Origin of the sequence: Marinobacterium sedimentorum (assembly GCF_024267675.1) — a bacterium.
GTDB classification, from domain to species: Bacteria; Pseudomonadota; Gammaproteobacteria; order Pseudomonadales; family Balneatricaceae; genus Marinobacterium_A; species Marinobacterium_A sedimentorum.
On the sequence record NZ_JALDYX010000036.1, the window covers coordinates 25382 to 41820 of the forward strand.

General features: G+C 58.6%; 13 protein-coding genes. 4 read left to right on the forward strand and 9 right to left on the reverse strand.

Annotated features, from left to right (window positions below):
* Positions 1-15: 15 nt before the first annotated feature.
* Positions 16-936, reverse strand: coding sequence for a LysR family transcriptional regulator ArgP (locus MRS74_RS20530; RefSeq protein WP_254582149.1), 921 nt, complete (start codon positions 934-936; stop codon positions 16-18).
* A gap of 125 nt (positions 937-1061) precedes the next feature.
* On the opposite strand from MRS74_RS20530, the gene MRS74_RS20535 reads away from it, so the two are divergent.
* The 3 genes from MRS74_RS20535 (at position 1062) to acnA (ending at position 4967) form a co-directional block, all read left to right on the forward strand.
* A complete protein-coding gene (locus tag MRS74_RS20535; RefSeq protein WP_254582150.1) occupies positions 1062-1676 on the forward strand; it encodes a LysE/ArgO family amino acid transporter in 615 nt (204 codons plus the stop codon).
* Between the two features lie 60 nt (positions 1677-1736).
* Positions 1737-2147, forward strand: coding sequence for a VOC family protein (locus MRS74_RS20540; RefSeq protein ID WP_254582151.1), 411 nt, complete (start codon positions 1737-1739; stop codon positions 2145-2147).
* A 123-nt stretch (positions 2148-2270) separates the two neighbouring features.
* Positions 2271-4967: an aconitate hydratase AcnA gene (gene acnA, locus MRS74_RS20545; RefSeq protein ID WP_254582152.1), complete on the forward strand. Its 2697-nt coding sequence runs from the start codon at positions 2271-2273 to the stop codon at positions 4965-4967.
* 18 nt (positions 4968-4985) lie between these two features.
* Here the strand turns inward: acnA and MRS74_RS20550 are convergent, their stop codons facing one another.
* The gene (locus MRS74_RS20550; RefSeq protein ID WP_254582153.1) at positions 4986-6200 is read right to left on the reverse strand and encodes a Bcr/CflA family multidrug efflux MFS transporter; all 1215 of its coding nucleotides are present in this window, start codon (positions 6198-6200) and stop codon (positions 4986-4988) included.
* 247 nt (positions 6201-6447) lie between these two features.
* On the opposite strand from MRS74_RS20550, the gene MRS74_RS20555 reads away from it, so the two are divergent.
* Entirely contained in the window at positions 6448-7209 is a 762-nt protein-coding gene (locus tag MRS74_RS20555) for a glycerophosphodiester phosphodiesterase family protein (RefSeq protein ID WP_254582154.1), read from the forward strand.
* Positions 7210-7334: 125 nt separating this feature from the next.
* On the opposite strand, the gene MRS74_RS20560 is transcribed toward MRS74_RS20555, so the two are convergent.
* The 7 genes from MRS74_RS20560 to rhtB all read right to left on the reverse strand — a co-directional run bounded on the left by MRS74_RS20560 (position 7335) and on the right by rhtB (position 16192).
* Positions 7335-7697, reverse strand: coding sequence for a histidine triad nucleotide-binding protein (locus MRS74_RS20560; RefSeq protein WP_254582155.1), 363 nt, complete (start codon positions 7695-7697; stop codon positions 7335-7337).
* A gap of 45 nt (positions 7698-7742) precedes the next feature.
* Positions 7743-9272, reverse strand: a complete 1530-nt coding sequence (locus tag MRS74_RS20565) for a SpoVR family protein (RefSeq protein WP_254582156.1) — start codon at positions 9270-9272, stop codon at positions 7743-7745.
* Entirely contained in the window at positions 9269-10555 is a 1287-nt protein-coding gene (locus MRS74_RS20570) for a YeaH/YhbH family protein (RefSeq protein WP_254582157.1), read from the reverse strand. Before MRS74_RS20570 ends, MRS74_RS20565 begins: the two co-directional genes overlap by 4 nt.
* A gap of 108 nt (positions 10556-10663) precedes the next feature.
* Complete coding sequence (locus MRS74_RS20575; protein WP_254582158.1) at positions 10664-12586, reverse strand: PrkA family serine protein kinase; 1923 nt, start codon at positions 12584-12586, stop codon at positions 10664-10666.
* A 482-nt stretch (positions 12587-13068) separates the two neighbouring features.
* Positions 13069-14136: a Leu/Phe/Val dehydrogenase gene (locus tag MRS74_RS20580; protein WP_254582159.1), complete on the reverse strand. Its 1068-nt coding sequence runs from the start codon at positions 14134-14136 to the stop codon at positions 13069-13071.
* A 283-nt stretch (positions 14137-14419) separates the two neighbouring features.
* The gene (locus MRS74_RS20585; protein WP_254582160.1) at positions 14420-15496 is read right to left on the reverse strand and encodes a tetratricopeptide repeat protein; all 1077 of its coding nucleotides are present in this window, start codon (positions 15494-15496) and stop codon (positions 14420-14422) included.
* 81 nt (positions 15497-15577) lie between these two features.
* Entirely contained in the window at positions 15578-16192 is a 615-nt protein-coding gene (gene rhtB / locus MRS74_RS20590; protein ID WP_254582161.1) for a homoserine/homoserine lactone efflux protein, read from the reverse strand.
* Positions 16193-16439 lie beyond the last annotated feature (247 nt).

Consider the following 16439-nt stretch of genomic DNA (forward strand, 5'->3'; position numbering starts at 1 on the left):
ATCATATACCGGCTTTCAGGGGTGTGTCAGAACCGGATGGTCAGAAAAGGGTTCCAGTAGCTTTTCCGCGCCCCGCAGCAGGGTTTCTGTCAGCAGCCGCGCCAACGGTGTCTTCAGGTTCCAGACGTGCCAGTACAGCGGTACGGCGAGGTAATTCCCGGGGGCCAGATCCACGACCAGCCCCTTGGCCAGAAAATGGCGGCTTTGCTGATCCGGCACCATGCCGGCGCCAAAGCCGCGCACAATCAGGTCAATAAAGGCATCAGGGGAAGGGACGCGATGGCGCGGGAAGTCACCGGCTGCCAGGCCGTAAAAACGCTCCAGATAGCGGCAATGCAGCGCATCCTTGTTGTTATATTCCACCGCAGGCGCCTGGCGCAGCCCTGCGGCGGTTACCTTGCCGCCGAGGTAATGACTGATATAGGAGGGTGATACCAGGCAGCGATACGGCATGACGCCCAAGGGAATGCAGTTGCAGCCCTGCATCGCCTGCGGGCTGGCGGTGATACAGCCAATCACTTCGCCGGTGCGCAGCAGGTGGTGGGTCTGATCCTGGTCATCGACCTTTAGCTCCAGCAGGATCTTTTCCTGCTCCAGCAAGGGCTGTAGCGCCGGTAAAAACCAGCTGCTGAGGCTGTCTGCATTCAGCCCCAGAGACAGGCGGGTAAAGCTGCTGTCTTCGGCATCATACACCTCCCTGAGCAGTTCCTTTTGCAGCAGGCTGACCTGACGATAATGCTTGAGTACCTGTTGACCGGCCGGCGTTGCCCGCACCGGGCTGGAGCGGATCACCAGCGCCTGGCCGAGCCGCTCTTCGAGCTGCTTGAGGCGCTGCGACACTGCCGATTGGGTTATATGAAGCGAGGCGGCGGCGCGCTCGAAACTCTGCTCTTCGATCACGGCGGCCAGCGCCTGAATCTGTCGATAATCCAGCATCATAAGATCTGCTAATCAGTTATAAAAAATATAAGTTTTACTTACTTGCCTCTGCGGGTCAATATCGCGGCCATCTTTAATGTGTAGCCCGTTGCGGGCGGACTTTTATAACGGGAAACGGTTTGATGAACAGTGCACTTCAGTCCAGCGTCATGTTGCAGGGGTTTGTGACCGGCGGCGGTTTGATTATCGCCATAGGTGCACAGAACGCTTTTTTGCTGGCCCAGGGGGTGCGGCGCCAGTATCACTGGCCCATTGCGCTGCTGTGCAGCCTGAGTGATGCGCTGCTGATCTGCCTGGGCGTGCTGGGCATGGGGGCTCTGATCAGCGAGTCACCGATGATGCTGGAACTGGCGCGCATTTTCGGCGCGCTCTTTCTGTTTTACTACGGTTACAGGGCACTGCGCAGCGCATTGCAGCCCGGGGGGCTGGATATGGCCAGCCGTGGTGCTGGTTCCCTTAAGTCGGCGTTGCTGACGACCCTGGCGGTCAGCCTGTTGAACCCCCACGCCTACCTGGATACGGTGGTACTGGTAGGGAGTATTGCGACCCAGTACGGTGACAGCCTGCGTTACTGGTTTGGCGCCGGTGCGGTGCTGGCCTCCTTTAGCTGGTTTCTGATGCTGGGTATGGGAGCGCCGAAACTCGCCCCGCTGTTTCGCAATCCGCGTGCCTGGCGGCTGCTCGACAGCCTGGTGTGTCTGATGATGTGGGGTATCGCCCTGAGCCTGGTGCTCTGAAATCTATACTCCCGGGACCTGACTGCTACTATTCAGGGTGTCTGATTGTTCGGGAAGCGCATGATACACATATGTGACATTGATCATCTGGTGCTGCGGGTGCAGCAACTGGAGCCCATGCTGGATTTCTACTGCCGGGTGCTGGGCTGCGTGCTCGAACGGGTAAAGCCGGAGCTTGGGCTCTATCAGCTGCGAGCAGGACGGGCGCTGATTGATCTGATCACGGTCGATGGGGAACTGGGGGCGGCCGGTGGCAGGGCCCCCGGGACCGAGGGGCGCAACCTGGATCATCTGTGTCTGCGGCTGGAGCCGTTTGACGCCGTGGCGATAGCTGCGTACCTGAGGGCAGAGAATATCGAGGTTGGCGCCGTTGCAGAGCGCTATGGGGCAGAGGGCATGGGCCCTTCTTTCTATATTCAGGATCCGGAAGGCAACACCCTCGAACTTAAGGGCCCCTCGCAGCCCCGTTGAACCGCGTTTTGCTGTGAATCGCCGGCAAAATTATCCCGTCTGCCTGAACGACAACCGACTTCTATTGTCGGTTAAAGTGGTGCCCGGCGGCTGCTTGGCAGTGGCTAAAACGAGGGAGTGGTTATGAACAATAGCTTTGGCGCACGCGATACGCTGGATGTGGGTGACAAGACCTATGAAATCTTCCGGCTGGATGTACTGGAGGCCGAGTACGCTGTCAGCCGCCTGCCGTACAGCCTGAAAATTCTGCTGGAAAACCTGCTTCGCCTGGAAGACGGGCTGAATGTACGGCCATCCGATATTGAAGCGCTGTGCCGCTGGAGCCCGGCGGCTGAGTCCAGTGATCAGATTGCCTTTACCCCGGCTCGGGTGGTGCTGCAGGATTTTACCGGCGTGCCGGTGGTGGTGGATCTGGCCGCGATGCGCGACGCCATGGTCCGGCTCGGTGGCGATCCCGAGCTGATAAACCCGCTGCAACCGGTGGACCTGGTGATTGATCATTCCGTAATGGTGGATCACTACGGCACGGCCCAGGCGCTGGATCTCAATACCCGCATCGAGTTCCAGCGCAATGCCGAACGCTATCAGTTTCTGCGCTGGGGCCAAAAGGCGTTTGCCAATTTCCGCGTAGTGCCGCCCGGCACCGGCATCGTGCACCAGGTCAACCTCGAATACCTCGCCCAGGTTGTGATGGCCAAAGAGCGCGACGGTGTGCTGCAGGCCTATCCCGACACCCTGGTGGGTACCGACTCCCACACCACCATGATCAACGGCCTGGGTGTGCTGGGCTGGGGTGTCGGCGGTATTGAGGCAGAAGCCGCAATGCTGGGGCAGCCGGTCACTATGTTGCTCCCCTGTGTCGTTGGCCTGCGCCTGAGTGGGCGCCTGCCGGAAGGCGCCACGGCGACGGATCTGGTGCTGCGGGTGACAGAAATGCTGCGCAGCCATGGGGTCGTCGGCAAGTTCGTCGAGTTCTTCGGCTCAGGTCTGGCTGAACTGCCGCTGGCGGATCGTGCCACCATTGCCAATATGGCACCCGAGTACGGTGCGACCTGTGGCATATTCCCCATTGATTCTGAAACCCTGCGTTATCTGGAGCTCAGTGGCCGCAGTGCAGAGCAGCGTGCGCTGGTGGAAGCCTATGCGCGCGAGCAGCGGCTCTGGCACGACGATACCAGCGCCCAGGCTGATTACAGCGAAGTACTGGAGCTCGATCTGGCCTCGGTGGTGCCGAGCATCGCCGGTCCCAAACGCCCCCAGGATCGCATTGCCCTGACCGACACCAAGCGCGCGTTCCTGCGTACGTTGCGCCAGCAGCAGGGCACCGTGGACCCGGACGTACCTATGCAGGACGGCGGTGTCGCCTTTGACATTGAGGGTGAGCAGCACTTGCTGCGCCACGGGGATGTCGTCATTGCGGCCATCACATCCTGTACCAACACCTCAAACCCGGCTGTCATGCTGGCGGCCGGGCTGGTGGCCAAAAAAGCGCGGGATCTGGGACTGAAAACCAGACCCTGGGTTAAAACCTCGCTGGCACCGGGTTCCCAGGTCGTGAGCGCCTACCTGCAGGCCGCCGGGCTGATGGAGCCGCTGGAGGCACTGGGCTTCAATTTGGTGGGATTTGGCTGCACCACCTGTATCGGCAACTCCGGGCCGCTGCGGCCCGAAATCAGCCGGGCTATCAGCGATGGCAATTTGATGGTGTCGTCGGTGTTGTCGGGCAATCGCAATTTTGAGGGGCGGATTCATCCCGAGGTAAAAACCAACTATCTGGCGTCACCGCCGCTGGTGGTGGCCTATGCGCTGGCCGGCAGTATGGCGCTGGACCTGTATCAGGATGCGCTGGGTCTGAGCTCGACCGGCAAGCCCGTCTATCTGAAGGATATCTGGCCGAGGCAACAGGAAATACAGGCGCTGTTGCGCACCTGCATCAATGCGGACATGTTCCGCAGCCGTTATGCCGACGTGTTTGAAGGCCCTGAACTCTGGCGCGCGCTCCCGCTGCTGGAGGGCACGACCTATCAGTGGCCAGATTCCAGTTACATCAGGCATCCGCCGTATTTTGATGACATGAGCGCAGAACCGGTGGCACCGCAGGCTGTACAGGGGGCGCGCTGTCTCGTTCGGGTGGGGGATTCCATTACCACCGATCATATCTCGCCGGCCGGTGCCATTAAGGCTGACAGCCCGGCGGGCCTGTATCTGCAGCAGCTTGGCGTGCAGCCGGCCGACTTCAACAGTTACGGTTCCAGGCGTGGCAATCATGAGGTGATGATGCGCGGCACCTTTGCCAATATCCGCCTTCGCAACCAGTTGGCGCCCGGTACCGAGGGGGGCTGGACGACCCATTTTCCTACCGGCGAGCAGCTCAGCATCTTCGATGCGGCAATGCGTTATCAACAGGAGGCGGTACCGCTGGTGGTACTGGCGGGCAAGGAGTATGGCACCGGCTCCAGTCGGGACTGGGCGGCCAAGGGCACGCGGCTACTGGGGATTGGAGCTGTTATAGCCGAGAGTTTCGAGCGCATTCATCGCTCCAACCTGGTCGGCTTTGGGGTGTTGGCACTGCAGTTCAGGGACGGCGAGTCGGCAGACAGCCTTGGGCTGCATGCCCAGGCGCTGTTTGATATAGATCCCGTGGACGATCAGCCAACGGATGTCGGGGTCAGGGCGACAGCGCCGGATGGCAGCGCGGTGAGCTTTAGGGCAAAAGTGCGCATAGATACACCCGTGGAGTGGGAGTACTACCGTCACGGTGGGATCTTGCAGTATGTGCTGCGTAATTTGGCCGGTGCGGGCAGGCCGCCGCTCAGCTGAGCCTGCCGCTCTGGTTCCTCAGGCGGCTTTGTTAAGCGGTGTATTGGCGCTCGCATCCACTGCCGGTGGCTTACCCGCCGCCAGGAAGGAGGTGATGGCCAGCATGCCGCACACCGCCATGACCGCGGTCATCGGCAGCGCGGTGCCGTCGTGCAGCAGGCCGACAGCGCCGCCGCCCAGTGAGCCGACACCAAAGCGCAGAGAGCCGCCGAGGGCTGATGTGCTGCCCGATATCTTCGCAAAGCGATTCATGACTTCAGACAGGGTGTGTGCGCTGACAATGCCGTAGGTGCCGACATAGAGCACAGAGCCCAGTACGATCAGCGCCAGCGGCGGTTGTGACAGGGCACTGAGGACGATCAGCAGCACGCACACCAGGCTTATCAGCAAAAAGGTCAGTTGCAGAATGCGCTTGGAACTCAGGTGCGTGAAGCGATTGGCCAGGGTCGTGAGGGCCATCAGGGCGATGATATTCAGGCTGAACAGCAGTCCGTAGTATTGCTCGGCCACGCCATACAGCTCGATATAAACGAACGGGGACGCCGCAACAAAGGCCATCATGCCGGCAAACATGAAGCCTGCGCTCAGCATGTGGCCGAGTGCATGTCGATCCCGCAGCAGGCTGCCGTAGTTGTGCAGCAGCACCGCCGGGCGCAGCGGCGTACGCTGCGGAGCAGGCAGGGTTTCGTCGATCTTGAGGTGAAACAGGACCATCCCAGCGACGGCAATCAGTGCCAGTACCCAGAAAATCATGCGCCAGCCACCGACGAAGAGTACCAGCGCCCCCAGCATAGGGGCGATCAGTGGCGCGACTGCCATTACCATCATGATAACGCTCATGGTGCGGGCGAAGTCACTGCCCTGGAAGCGATCCCTCACCAGTGCAGGCACAGTGACGGCCATGGCGGCGGCACCGGTGGCTTGCAGGGCTCGGGCCATCAGCAGCCAGTGGATGTCGGCGGCCAGGGCACAGAGGATGCTGCCGAGGATAAACAGCAGCACGCCGGTGACAATAACGAAGCGCCGGCCCATGGCATCGGACAGCGGACCGAAAATAAGCTGTGGCAGGGAAAACCCGATCAGGAATACAGTCAGGCTCTGTTGGACCGCTTCGGTCGACGCATCAAGCCCGCTGGCGATGGCTGGCATGCTGGGCAGGTACATGTCGATTGCCAGCGGAGAGAGTCCGATGAGCAGGCCAAGGATGATAATAAAGGCTTTGTCAGTGGTCATAAATACGCGATCTGCAGTGTAAAGGTGGCGATATAGACGTGAAATACCATGGCGATAACGCCGGGACAGCGGCGCAGTTAATCACGCAAACTGAAATAAACTGACGCCAGTCGAACTAGACTGGACAGGGAAACCGATTTTAGCACTCATGGGGTGCTTTTACCGGCGGTGTTTTACGAACTGACTGTTGCAATAATTGCGCTAATTCAGATCTGTTCTGACTCGATAAACGCACAGAGGAATAGACATGACCGACACCCCCTTGGCTGATCGTCTGGTTGCGCACCGCGGCTATGCGGCGCGTTATCCTGAAAATACCTTGCTGGCGGTGCGTGAGGCACTTAATGCCGGTGCCCAGTTTGTGGAGGTCGATATTCAGCTTAGCGCCGATCGCGTTGCAGTGATATTTCATGACGATGATACCCTGCGATTGTGCGGGCAGGGCGGCAGGGTGCAGGCGCTGCAACGGGCTGATCTTGCTACGCTGTCCTGCCACTATCCGTCCCGCTTTGGCGAGGACTACAAGGGCGAAGCCCTGGCAACCCTGGCAGGCCTGCGCCTGCTGATGCAGCAGTTTCCCGATGTGGTTTTCTTTATCGAGCTGAAGCGCGGGTCGATCGAGCACTTCGGCCGGCGCGAATTCCTGCAGGCGGTAACCTCGGGGCTGGCGGCGGTGCGCGATCAGATCGTGTTGATCAGCTATGACCGTCCGATCCTGCAGCAGGCAGCAGAGCTTGGCTGGCGCATTGGTGCGGTACAGGATAACTGGCCAGAGGTGGATGATCAGGTGTTAGAACAGCTCAAACCTGAATTTCTGTTTTTGGATGTCAAGGCCCTGCCGGACGGGCCGCTGGCGTGGCAGGGTGTGCGCCTGGCGGTGTTCGAGGTGGCCGATGCCGATCAGGCGCAGGCATTGATGTACCGGGGCGTCGAGCTGGTGGAAACCTTCGAGATTGGCGAGATGCGTTATGCACTGACCTGTCGGCAGGAGGCACTCGATTCGCAGTAGGTGAACGCGGTGAAAAAAGGGGGGGGGGGGATGAACCGGCACCGCTGTCTGGCCGGTCTGCTGCGGTAGATCAAACCCCCGGGTGCAGTTGTTGTCTGCTGCATCCGGAGGTTGTCAGGGCTGGATCAGAGCGACTTGAGTTTGGCCTGGTAGGGTGGCCACCCCATGGCCTTGCCGCCGAGCACATGCAGGTGGATATGAAATACGGTCTGGCCGCCGTGATTGTTGCAGTTAAACACAGCGCGATAACCATCACTGGCAAAGCCCTGTTCCTCAGCGAGCCGTGCCGCCACCATGACCATATGGCCAACGACTTCCCGGTCCTGCTCCGAAATATCATTCAGGGTACTAATGTGCTGGCGTGGAATAACCAGCGCATGAAAGGGCGCCTGCGGATTGATATCGTTGAATGCAATCACCTTTTCGTCTTCGTATATGGTCTTGGCCGGGATTTCCTCACGTATTATCTTGCAGAACAAACAGTCCATATCAGCCCTCTAGGCGCCAGAATTGAATTGGTCGCCGCTAAAGCATCATAGCGTTTCGAGCACTTGGCGCGGCGGACATTGATATTGCGCACAGACGGTATCGTCGGCCTTGACGGATTCGAGGTGCACGTCAAAACCCCAGAGTCTGTGCAGGTGCCGCAGGACTTCTTCCGAACTCTCTCCCAGCGGCTGATTATTATACATGTAGTGGCGCAGGGTCAGGGAGCGATCACCGCGCACATCGACGTTATAGACCTGAATGTTGGGTTCCCGGTTGCCGAGGTTGTACTGGGCTGACAGGTCTTCGCGGATCCGCTGGTAGCCTGTTTCATTGTGGATAGCCGACACCTTGAGGGTCGGGCTCTCGGCATCGTCGTAAATTTCGAACAGTCTGAGTTCCCGAATCAGGGCCGGCGAGAGGTATTGCTGGATGAAGCTCTCATCCTTGAAGTTCTGCATGGCGTAATGTACGGCATCCAGCCAGTCGGTGCCGGCCAGCTGCGGGAACCATTCGCGGTCTTCGTCCGTGGGATGTTCACAGATGCGGCGAATGTCCTGCATCATGTTATAGCCCAGGGTGTACGGGTTGATACCATTGAAATAGGGCGAGTCAAAGGGTGGCTGATAGACCACGCTGGAGTGGCTGTGCAGAAACTCCATCATGAAACCGTCGGTCACAAGGCCCTCATCGTAAAGGCCATAGAGCAGATTGTAGTGCCAGAAGCAGGCCCAGCCCTCGTTCATGACCTGGGTTTGTTTCTGGGGATAAAAGTACTGCGAGATCTTGCGCACGATACGCACGATTTCCCGTTGCCAAGGCTCCAGCAGCGGGGCGTTTTTCTCGATGAAATAGAGGATGTTTTCCTCCGGATCCTTGGGAAAGCGTGAAACCCGTGTGGTTTCCTGTTCTTCCTTCTGCGGGATTGTGTTCCAGAGGTCATTGAGGTGACGCTGGATGTACTCTTCGCGGTCGCGCTGGCGCTGGCGCTCTTCTTCGGCGGTCAGCGGCTGCGGGCGCTTGTAGCGGTTGACGCCGTAATTCATCAGGGCATGACAGGAGTCGAGCAGTTCCTCCACCGCTTCGGCACCGTAGCGCTCTTCGCAGTCGGCGATGTATTTCTTGGCAAACACCAGGTAGTCGATAATGGCGGAGGCATCGGTCCAGGTCTTGAACAGGTAGTTGCCCTTGAAAAAGGAGTTGTGACCGTAGCAGGCATGAGCAATGACCAGCGCCTGCATGGTCATGGTGTTCTCTTCCATCAGGTAGGCAATGCTGGGATTGGAATTGATGACAATCTCGTAGGCCAGCCCCATCTGGCCCCGCTTGTAGCGTTGCTCGGTTTCCACGAACTGCTTGCCGAAGGACCAGTGGTTGTAATTCAGAGGCATGCCGATGGATGAATACGCATCCATCATCTGTTCGGAGGTAATGATCTCGATCTGGTTGGGGTAGGTGTCCAGGCGAAATCCCTTCGCCAGACGGGCTATTTCCTTGTCGTATGCCTCGATCAGCTCAAAGGTCCATTCTGAACCGGTCGAGAGTGGTGCTTTTTTCTTGGCCGGACGACTAGTCATGCAGCACCTTCCATTTTCCGTGCAAACAGTTTGCGAAAGACGGGATAGATGTCTGAGGCTTCCTCGATTTGATGCATCGCAAAGGTTTCCGGATAGGCTTCGCGTACCCGTTCATATTCCAGCCAGAGGTTCTGGTGCGGCCCTGTGGTGATCTCGACGTAGGCATAATACTGCACGTGGGGCAGCACCCTGTTGATCAGTATCTGGCGGCAGGCGTCGGAGTCGCCGTCCCAGTTGTCGCCATCGGAGGCCTGGGCAACATAGATGTTCCAGTCACCGGCGGGGTAGCGGTCGCGAATGACATCGCCCGACAAGGTCAGGGCGCTGGAGACGATAGTGCCGCCGGTTTCCCGGGAATAGAAGAACTCCTCTTCATCCACTTCCTTGGCATGGGTGTGGTGGCGGATAAAAACCACTTCAATCTGTTTGTAGTTTCGGGTCAGGAACAGGTAAAGCAGAATAAAGAAGCGCTTGGCCATGTCCTTGATGGCCTGTGTCATTGAGCCGGACACGTCCATGACACAGAACATGACCGCCTTGCTGGAGGGCACCGGAACGCGCACCAGGTTGGTGAACTTGAGATCAAAATCGTCGATAAAGGGCAGCTTGCGGATTTTCTTTTCAAGCGCTTCGATTTCTGCCCGCAGCAGCTCGCGGCGTTTGGTATTTTCAGGGTTGGTGGGTGCATCTTCCAGTTTCCAGAGTTCCCTCTTCAGCTCCCGTACCTGGCGCCTGTCCTTGCCGGACAGCGCAATGCGTCGAGCGTGGGCGGCACGCAGTGAACGCACTATATGAAGTTTCTCCGGTGAACCGGAGGTGGTGAAACCTGCGCGCCGGGTTTCGGTCTGGGTCGCATCGCGCAGTTTCTTCTTGACCATATAGGGCAGCTCAAGGCCTTCAAACAGGAAATCGAGAAACTCTTCCTGATTGATATTGAAGGTGAACTCGTCCAAACCTTCGCCCTGGTTGCTGGCCTTGCCCTTGCCGCTTCCTCCGCCGCCACCGCCCTGGGGCCGGCGGAATTCGTCGCCTTCCATGTATTCCTTGTTACCCGGGTAAATACGCTGCCGCTGGCCTCCGTCGCCATGGTGAAAAACGGGTTCGGAAATGTCCCGATTGGGTATCGTGACCTGGCCACCCTGTTCTATTTCCTTAATGGAACGCTGATTGACCGCTTCTTCCACCGCCCGCTTGATGTGCTTGCGGTAGCGACGCAGGAAGCGCTGCCGGTTCACGGTGCTCTTCTTCTTTGCGTTAAGCCGACGATCAATAATGTAACTCATACCCTGCTCCTTAGCCGGCGTCGCCCGCTACAGCCGCTGCTGCGGTGTAACGGGGGGACGCCGAGCCCGTGTTTGGGGCGACAGCAATCAGTCACAGGCACGGGGCCGTTACTGAGACTTACGTACGCGGATATACCATTCGCTCAGCAGGCGCACCTGCTTTTCGGTGTAACCGCGATTGATCATGCGTTTGACAAACTCGCCATGCTTGCGCTGATCGTCCGACGAGGCTTTGGCGTTGAAGGAAATGACCGGCAGAAGATCCTCGGTATTGGAGAACATCTTCTTCTCGATCACGCTGCGCATTTTTTCGTAGCTCATCCAGGTGGGGTTATTGCCGTTGTTGTTGGCCCGGGCGCGCAACACAAAGTTGACGACTTCGTGACGGAAATCTTTCGGATTGCTGATACCCGCCGGCTTTTCGATTTTTTCCAGTTCCTCGTTTATGGCCTGGCGGTCCAGAATGTCGCCGGTTTCGGGGTCGCGGTATTCCTGATCCTGAATCCAGAAGTCGGCGTAGGTGCAGTAGCGATCGAAGATGTTCTGGCCGTATTCCGAGTAGGATTCGAGGTAGGCTGTCTGAACTTCTTTTCCAAGGAATTCAATGTACTTGGGCGCGACAAACTCTTTCAGGAAACCGATGTAGCGTTCCTGGGTTTCCGTCGGGAACTGCTGCTGCTCTATTTCTTTTTCCAGCACATAGAGCAGGTGTACCGGGTTGGCGGCGACCTCGCTTGGATCGAAGTTGAAAACCTTGGACAGAATCTTGAACGCAAAGCGGGTCGAGAGACCGTTCATGCCTTCATCCACACCGGCGGCGTCCTTGTACTCCTGCAATGATTTAGCCTTGGGGTCGGTGTCCTTCAGGTTTTCGCCATCATAGATGCGCATTTTCGAGTAGAGACTGGAATTTTCCGGATCCTTGATGCGGGACAGCGTTGTGAACTGGGCCAGCATGCTCAGGGTGTCAGGCGCGCAGGGAGCCTTGTTGAGCGAACTGTTTTCCAGCAGCTTTTCGTAGATTTTGACTTCCTCGGAAACCCGGGTGCAGTAGGGCACCTTGACGATATAGACACGGTCGATAAAGGCTTCGTTGGTCTTGTTGTTCTTGAAAGTCTGCCATTCCGACTCGTTGGAGTGGGCCATGACGATGCCGTCATAGGGAATGGCACCCATGCCCTCGGTGCTGTTGTAGTTGCTTTCCTGGGTGGCGGTCAGCAGCGGATGCAGCACCTTGATGGGCGCCTTGAACATCTCGACGAACTCCATCATGCCCTGGTTGGCGCGGCACAGGGCACCGGAGAAGCTGTAGGCGTCGGGGTCGTGCTGCGGAAACTCTTCCAGTTTGCGGATATCGACTTTGCCCACCAGGCTGGAAATATCCTGGTTGTTTTCATCACCGGGCTCGGTTTTGGCCAGGGCGATCTGGTTCAGTATAGAGGGGTAGAGTTTGACCACGCGAAACTGGCTGATATCGCCCCCGAACTCCTTCAGCCGCTTGACGGCCCATGGGGACATGATGCCCTTGACGTAGCGCCGCGGAACACCGAATTCCTGCTCCAGGATCTCGCCGTCTTCTTCCGGGTTGAAGAGCCCCAGGGGGGATTCGAACACCGGAGAGCCCTTGATGGCGTAAAAGTGCACATGCTCCATCAGGTGCTTCAGCTTTTCGGCCAGGGACGACTTGCCGCCGCCGACGGGACCGAGCAGGTACAGAATCTGTTTGCGCTCTTCCAGGCCCTGGGCGGCGTGCTTGAAATAGGAAACGATATTTTCGATCGCTTCTTCCATGCCATAAAATTCATTGAAGGCCGGATAGCGCTTGATCACCTTGTTGGAAAAAATGCGGCTTAAACGTGAATCTCGGGAGGTATCGATGGACTCGGGTTTTCCGATTGCCTGAAGCATGCGTTCCGCCGCGCTGGCATAGGCCGTTGGGTCTTCCTTGCACATAGCAAGGTACTCCTGCAGGCTCATTTCTTCCTGCTGCGTCGAGGAATAACGCGCTTTGAAGTGCTCAAAAATACTCATATCGGCTACCTTCTCTGTCTCATTACCACTTGATTGGTAAGGTTTTTAGTCGTTTGACCTGTCCTGTTGCCTGCTGTTGATTCAAGTGTAGCCCACCTTTGGTGTGCCGGTGAATGTTCGCGTTAATTTTGCCAGACGCCTGTCTGTCACCCGTTTGATAGCGCCACTCGGGGCAAGTTCATGGCCGTTACAAAACCATTTTAAGACGCCATGACTCCCTCATTCTTGCAGGAATCGGGCCGCTTCATTATCTTCTTGTCGCGGCGCAGTCCCTTCTGGCTATCGCGCAGGTCCTAGCGGCTGCGATTACCGATGTCGCGCAATATCGCTATAGAAATATTGTGCTCGTATTGCCGGGTCCATTCCAGAGTGTACGACTTTTGCCCGGCGCTGGTTCAGGTGCTGACCGTCACGTCGCCTGACGGGAGCTATCTGGGGGCACGACGGTCTGCGTTAACTGCTGCGCGATGCCTGTTACCGCACTACTGCGTCTTGGCGGCTGATCTTCTGCGTGCCCCGGCTGTTTGGGCTTCGGCCGCGATAATGGTCTCGGCTCGCTGATCGGCAAGCCGGCTCGTGGCGGTATCAAGGGCGTCAGCCTGGCGGAACAGTGCCTGCAGCTCGGCGCCGATTTGGTGCACCTTCGCGCTAATTTCGTGCGCCGGTGCCCGGGCATGGTTCAGGGCAACAAACACAAGGCCGCCGGCGTTAATCAGATAGTCAGGCGCATACAGAATGCCGCGCTGATGCAGCATTTCGCCGTGGCGCTCCTCTGCCAGCTGATTGTTGGCCGAGCCTGCGATAATGCCGCTGCGCAGCTTGGGGATGCTGTCGTCATTGAGGATGGCGCCCAGACCACAGGGGCTGAAAACATCGGCCTCTACCTCATAGATGTCGCTGGGATCGACACGCCGGGCACGGAAAGCCTGCACCGCTTTGGCGCAGCGCTGCTCATTCAGGTCGCAGACGGTCAGCTGGACGCCGGCCTCGTGCAGCAACCTCGCTACCTCGAAGCCGACATGACCCAGACCCTGCAGCGCAACCCGAATGCCACACAGGGAATGACGACCGAGTCGGTGGCGCACGGCGCTGCCGATACCCTCGAAGACGCCAAGTGCCGTGGACGGTGACGGATTGCCGGTGCGGCTGGTGCAACTGACCCAGTCTGTGCGGCTGGCGATGGCATCCATATCCTCAACCTGGGTGCCACTGTCCATAGCGGTGATATAGCGCCCGCCCAGCGTGTCGATAAACTGCCCGAAGGCGATCATTAGGGCACGGCGGTCATAGTCCCCCGAGGGCTGCATAATGACCGCCTTGGCACCGCCGTGAGGCAAGCCTGCCAGGGCGGCCTTGTAGCTCATGCCCCTGGCGAGGCGAATGGCATCGGTGATGGCGTCTGCGTCACTGGCATAGGGAATCAGTCGGCAGCCGCCTATGGCGGGACCCAGGACGGTAGAGTGGATGGCGATAATGGCACGCAACCCCGTATTCGGGTCCGTGGCAAAATGAAGGTCCTCGAGACCTGCGCTTTCCATCTGTGCAAACATGACCAGATCCTCCGTGCAGCGGCTAGGTTCAGACACTGCTCTGAGCGGCTTTTTGCGCGGACAGCGGCCTGCCCGGTACCTTTTGGATAGCACAGGTTTTACTAAAGTTCAGGCAGTAAAATTAAAATAAGTGTTTGATTTTGCAGGTGCGTAAGCGGTGATCGGCAGCGCTGGCGGGGGCTGCGGCGGTTTTCCCGTTAATCTGCGAAGAAGCAAAATAAAACGCCCCCACAAGGGCGCGCATAGGCTGAACTGAGTGTAACGGCGCTGGCGCAGGCAAGGCTCAGTGCTGTAATGGCTGCTCGGCGCTGATGAGCCAGGTCGAGTTTATGCGGATAAGGCTCAGGACGCGCTGCACCGGGCTGCCTTCCTGCGGCGGCAGGGGGCCTGCCTGCAGAGTCACCTCGACCCAATCCGGTGTCATTACGGCGAGCTCATAGGCTTGCAGCTGCAAAGCCGGCGCGGGGCTGGCCAATGACTGTAACCAGTGTGCATGGTCAATCTTGCTGTTGGGGCGAAAGCCCGGGATATAGAGCGCTGCGCGCTGCTCGGCGGCATAGGTCGGGCTTTTTGCCCAGGATTCCAGCCGATGCCCGACCTCGGTGGTGATCGAACGGGCGGCATCTGTATCCTGGCCGGCATCCAGCGTTTCGAGTTGGGGGGCAGGGCGGTTGCGGCCCAGGCCAAGGGCGTCACTATAAGTGTTGCCCGCCAGTGCGCTGTAAAGGCTGCGCAGATTGGCGTGAATGGTGGCGTAGTAGGGATGGGTTGAAAGTGCCCGCTGCAACTGGCTGATGGCCTCACTGTACTGACCCGACTCCGCCAGCATGACGCCCAGGTTGTTATAGGCTTCGGGGCGCTGGGGATAGAGTCCGATTAGCTGGGTCAACTGGGCCTGGGCATGCTGATAAAAACCCTGGCGGTAGAGCGATTGAGCCTCATCCAGACTCTCCCGGTACTTTGCATCTGCCAGCAGAGTGGGCAGCGGCGGGGCGGGCGCAGGCTCGGGGGCTTCCTGTGGTGCAACTGGAGGAGGCAGCATTACATCGGATTCATCGCTGCTTGCGGTACTGTCGGCCAGGACGTTTTTTTCGCTGTTGAGCCAGTTTTTTATCTCGGCCAGATCCGCATAGAGGGCATCGTCTGTCAGGGTGCTACTGCTGCGGGGGGCTGCAGGCGCAGGTTCCACCTTGGCCTGCACACTGGGGTCGCAGCTGAAGGATTCGGTATCACCGCCACGCAGGCAGTAGGGCGAGTCGGGTCGAGCTATGTCCTGCTGTGATGGCCTGCTGCTGCAGCCGGCAAGGGTGATAGCCAGCAGGGGGCCGAGCATCAGCGTTGTTAAGGTGCCTGGTGCCAATCGTACTCGTCGTAGCAAATACATAGATAGATCCATCTTCCTGACAAAACTCCTGTGGCAGCCTGCGCCGCCGTTACGCTGTCAATTATGTGCGCCTGAGAGTACCAGGCCTGCGCCTATGAGCGCGCAGCCGGTGACACGGTTCTGTGTTCGGCGTGCCCTGGCGTCCTGCATCAGGTGGCGCAGTCTTGATGCCAGCAGACTATATCCGGTCATGACGCACCAGTCGACGGTCACCAGTGTGGTGCCGATAATCAGCAGTTGTGCTGACTGCGGTTGTGCCGGGTCGAGAAACTGCGGAATCAGCGCGAGCAGAAACACCAGTCCTTTGGGGTTGGTGATATTAATCAGCAGGCTCTGGCCGAAGGCTCGACGCCAGTCGGACGGGCGGCCCTGGCTCAGATCAAGCTGGGACCGGTCACGCCATTGCTGGATACCGAGCCACACCAGATAGGCAACGCCCAGCCATTTTATGGCGCTGAACAGGGTTACGGAGGCGGCGACCAGGCTGCCAAGCCCCACTCCCACGATGATGATCTGGATGCCGTAGCCGCAGATCAATCCCAGGATGGCCGGTTGAGCTCGGCCCAGGCCCTGGCTCAAACCGTAGCTCATGGCGGTGACGGCGCCGGCGCCCGGCGACAGGCTGATCAGGGTCGCGGCGGCAAGCAGCGTCAGCCAGATACTTAAAGTCATTCGATTTATCCGTTCAGTTGGGGGCAGCTGCGCTCAGTCGCGCAGGCTGGCGGACCAGCGTTGCTCATCATAAAACAAAAGCAGCCGCCCGGGGGCAGCTGTTTTGGTGTTGCGGCGAAAGGCCCTGAAGTGCGTGGTCTGGACGCGCTCTTCTTGGTCCTTGCGCTTCTATTCTGGGTGTTAGCCCTTGGCCTGCTCCCGTGCGATTGCGCGGTACGCGATATCGGTACGGTCAGTTAAAGAGCGC

Coding starts and splice junctions, on each gene's coding strand:
- rhtB (WP_254582161.1), bottom strand. CDS start 16,192: ATGACTTTAAGTATCTGGCTGACGCTGCTTGCCGCCGCGACCCTGATC.
- MRS74_RS20555 (WP_254582154.1), top strand. CDS start 6,448: ATGACCGACACCCCCTTGGCTGATCGTCTGGTTGCGCACCGCGGCTAT.
- MRS74_RS20560 (WP_254582155.1), bottom strand. CDS start 7,697: ATGGACTGTTTGTTCTGCAAGATAATACGTGAGGAAATCCCGGCCAAG.
- MRS74_RS20575 (WP_254582158.1), bottom strand. CDS start 12,586: ATGAGTATTTTTGAGCACTTCAAAGCGCGTTATTCCTCGACGCAGCAG.
- MRS74_RS20530 (WP_254582149.1), bottom strand. CDS start 936: ATGCTGGATTATCGACAGATTCAGGCGCTGGCCGCCGTGATCGAAGAG.
- MRS74_RS20565 (WP_254582156.1), bottom strand. CDS start 9,272: ATGACTAGTCGTCCGGCCAAGAAAAAAGCACCACTCTCGACCGGTTCA.
- MRS74_RS20535 (WP_254582150.1), top strand. CDS start 1,062: ATGAACAGTGCACTTCAGTCCAGCGTCATGTTGCAGGGGTTTGTGACC.
- MRS74_RS20580 (WP_254582159.1), bottom strand. CDS start 14,136: ATGTTTGCACAGATGGAAAGCGCAGGTCTCGAGGACCTTCATTTTGCC.
- MRS74_RS20570 (WP_254582157.1), bottom strand. CDS start 10,555: ATGAGTTACATTATTGATCGTCGGCTTAACGCAAAGAAGAAGAGCACC.
- MRS74_RS20550 (WP_254582153.1), bottom strand. CDS start 6,200: ATGACCACTGACAAAGCCTTTATTATCATCCTTGGCCTGCTCATCGGA.
- acnA (WP_254582152.1), top strand. CDS start 2,271: ATGAACAATAGCTTTGGCGCACGCGATACGCTGGATGTGGGTGACAAG.
- MRS74_RS20540 (WP_254582151.1), top strand. CDS start 1,737: ATGATACACATATGTGACATTGATCATCTGGTGCTGCGGGTGCAGCAA.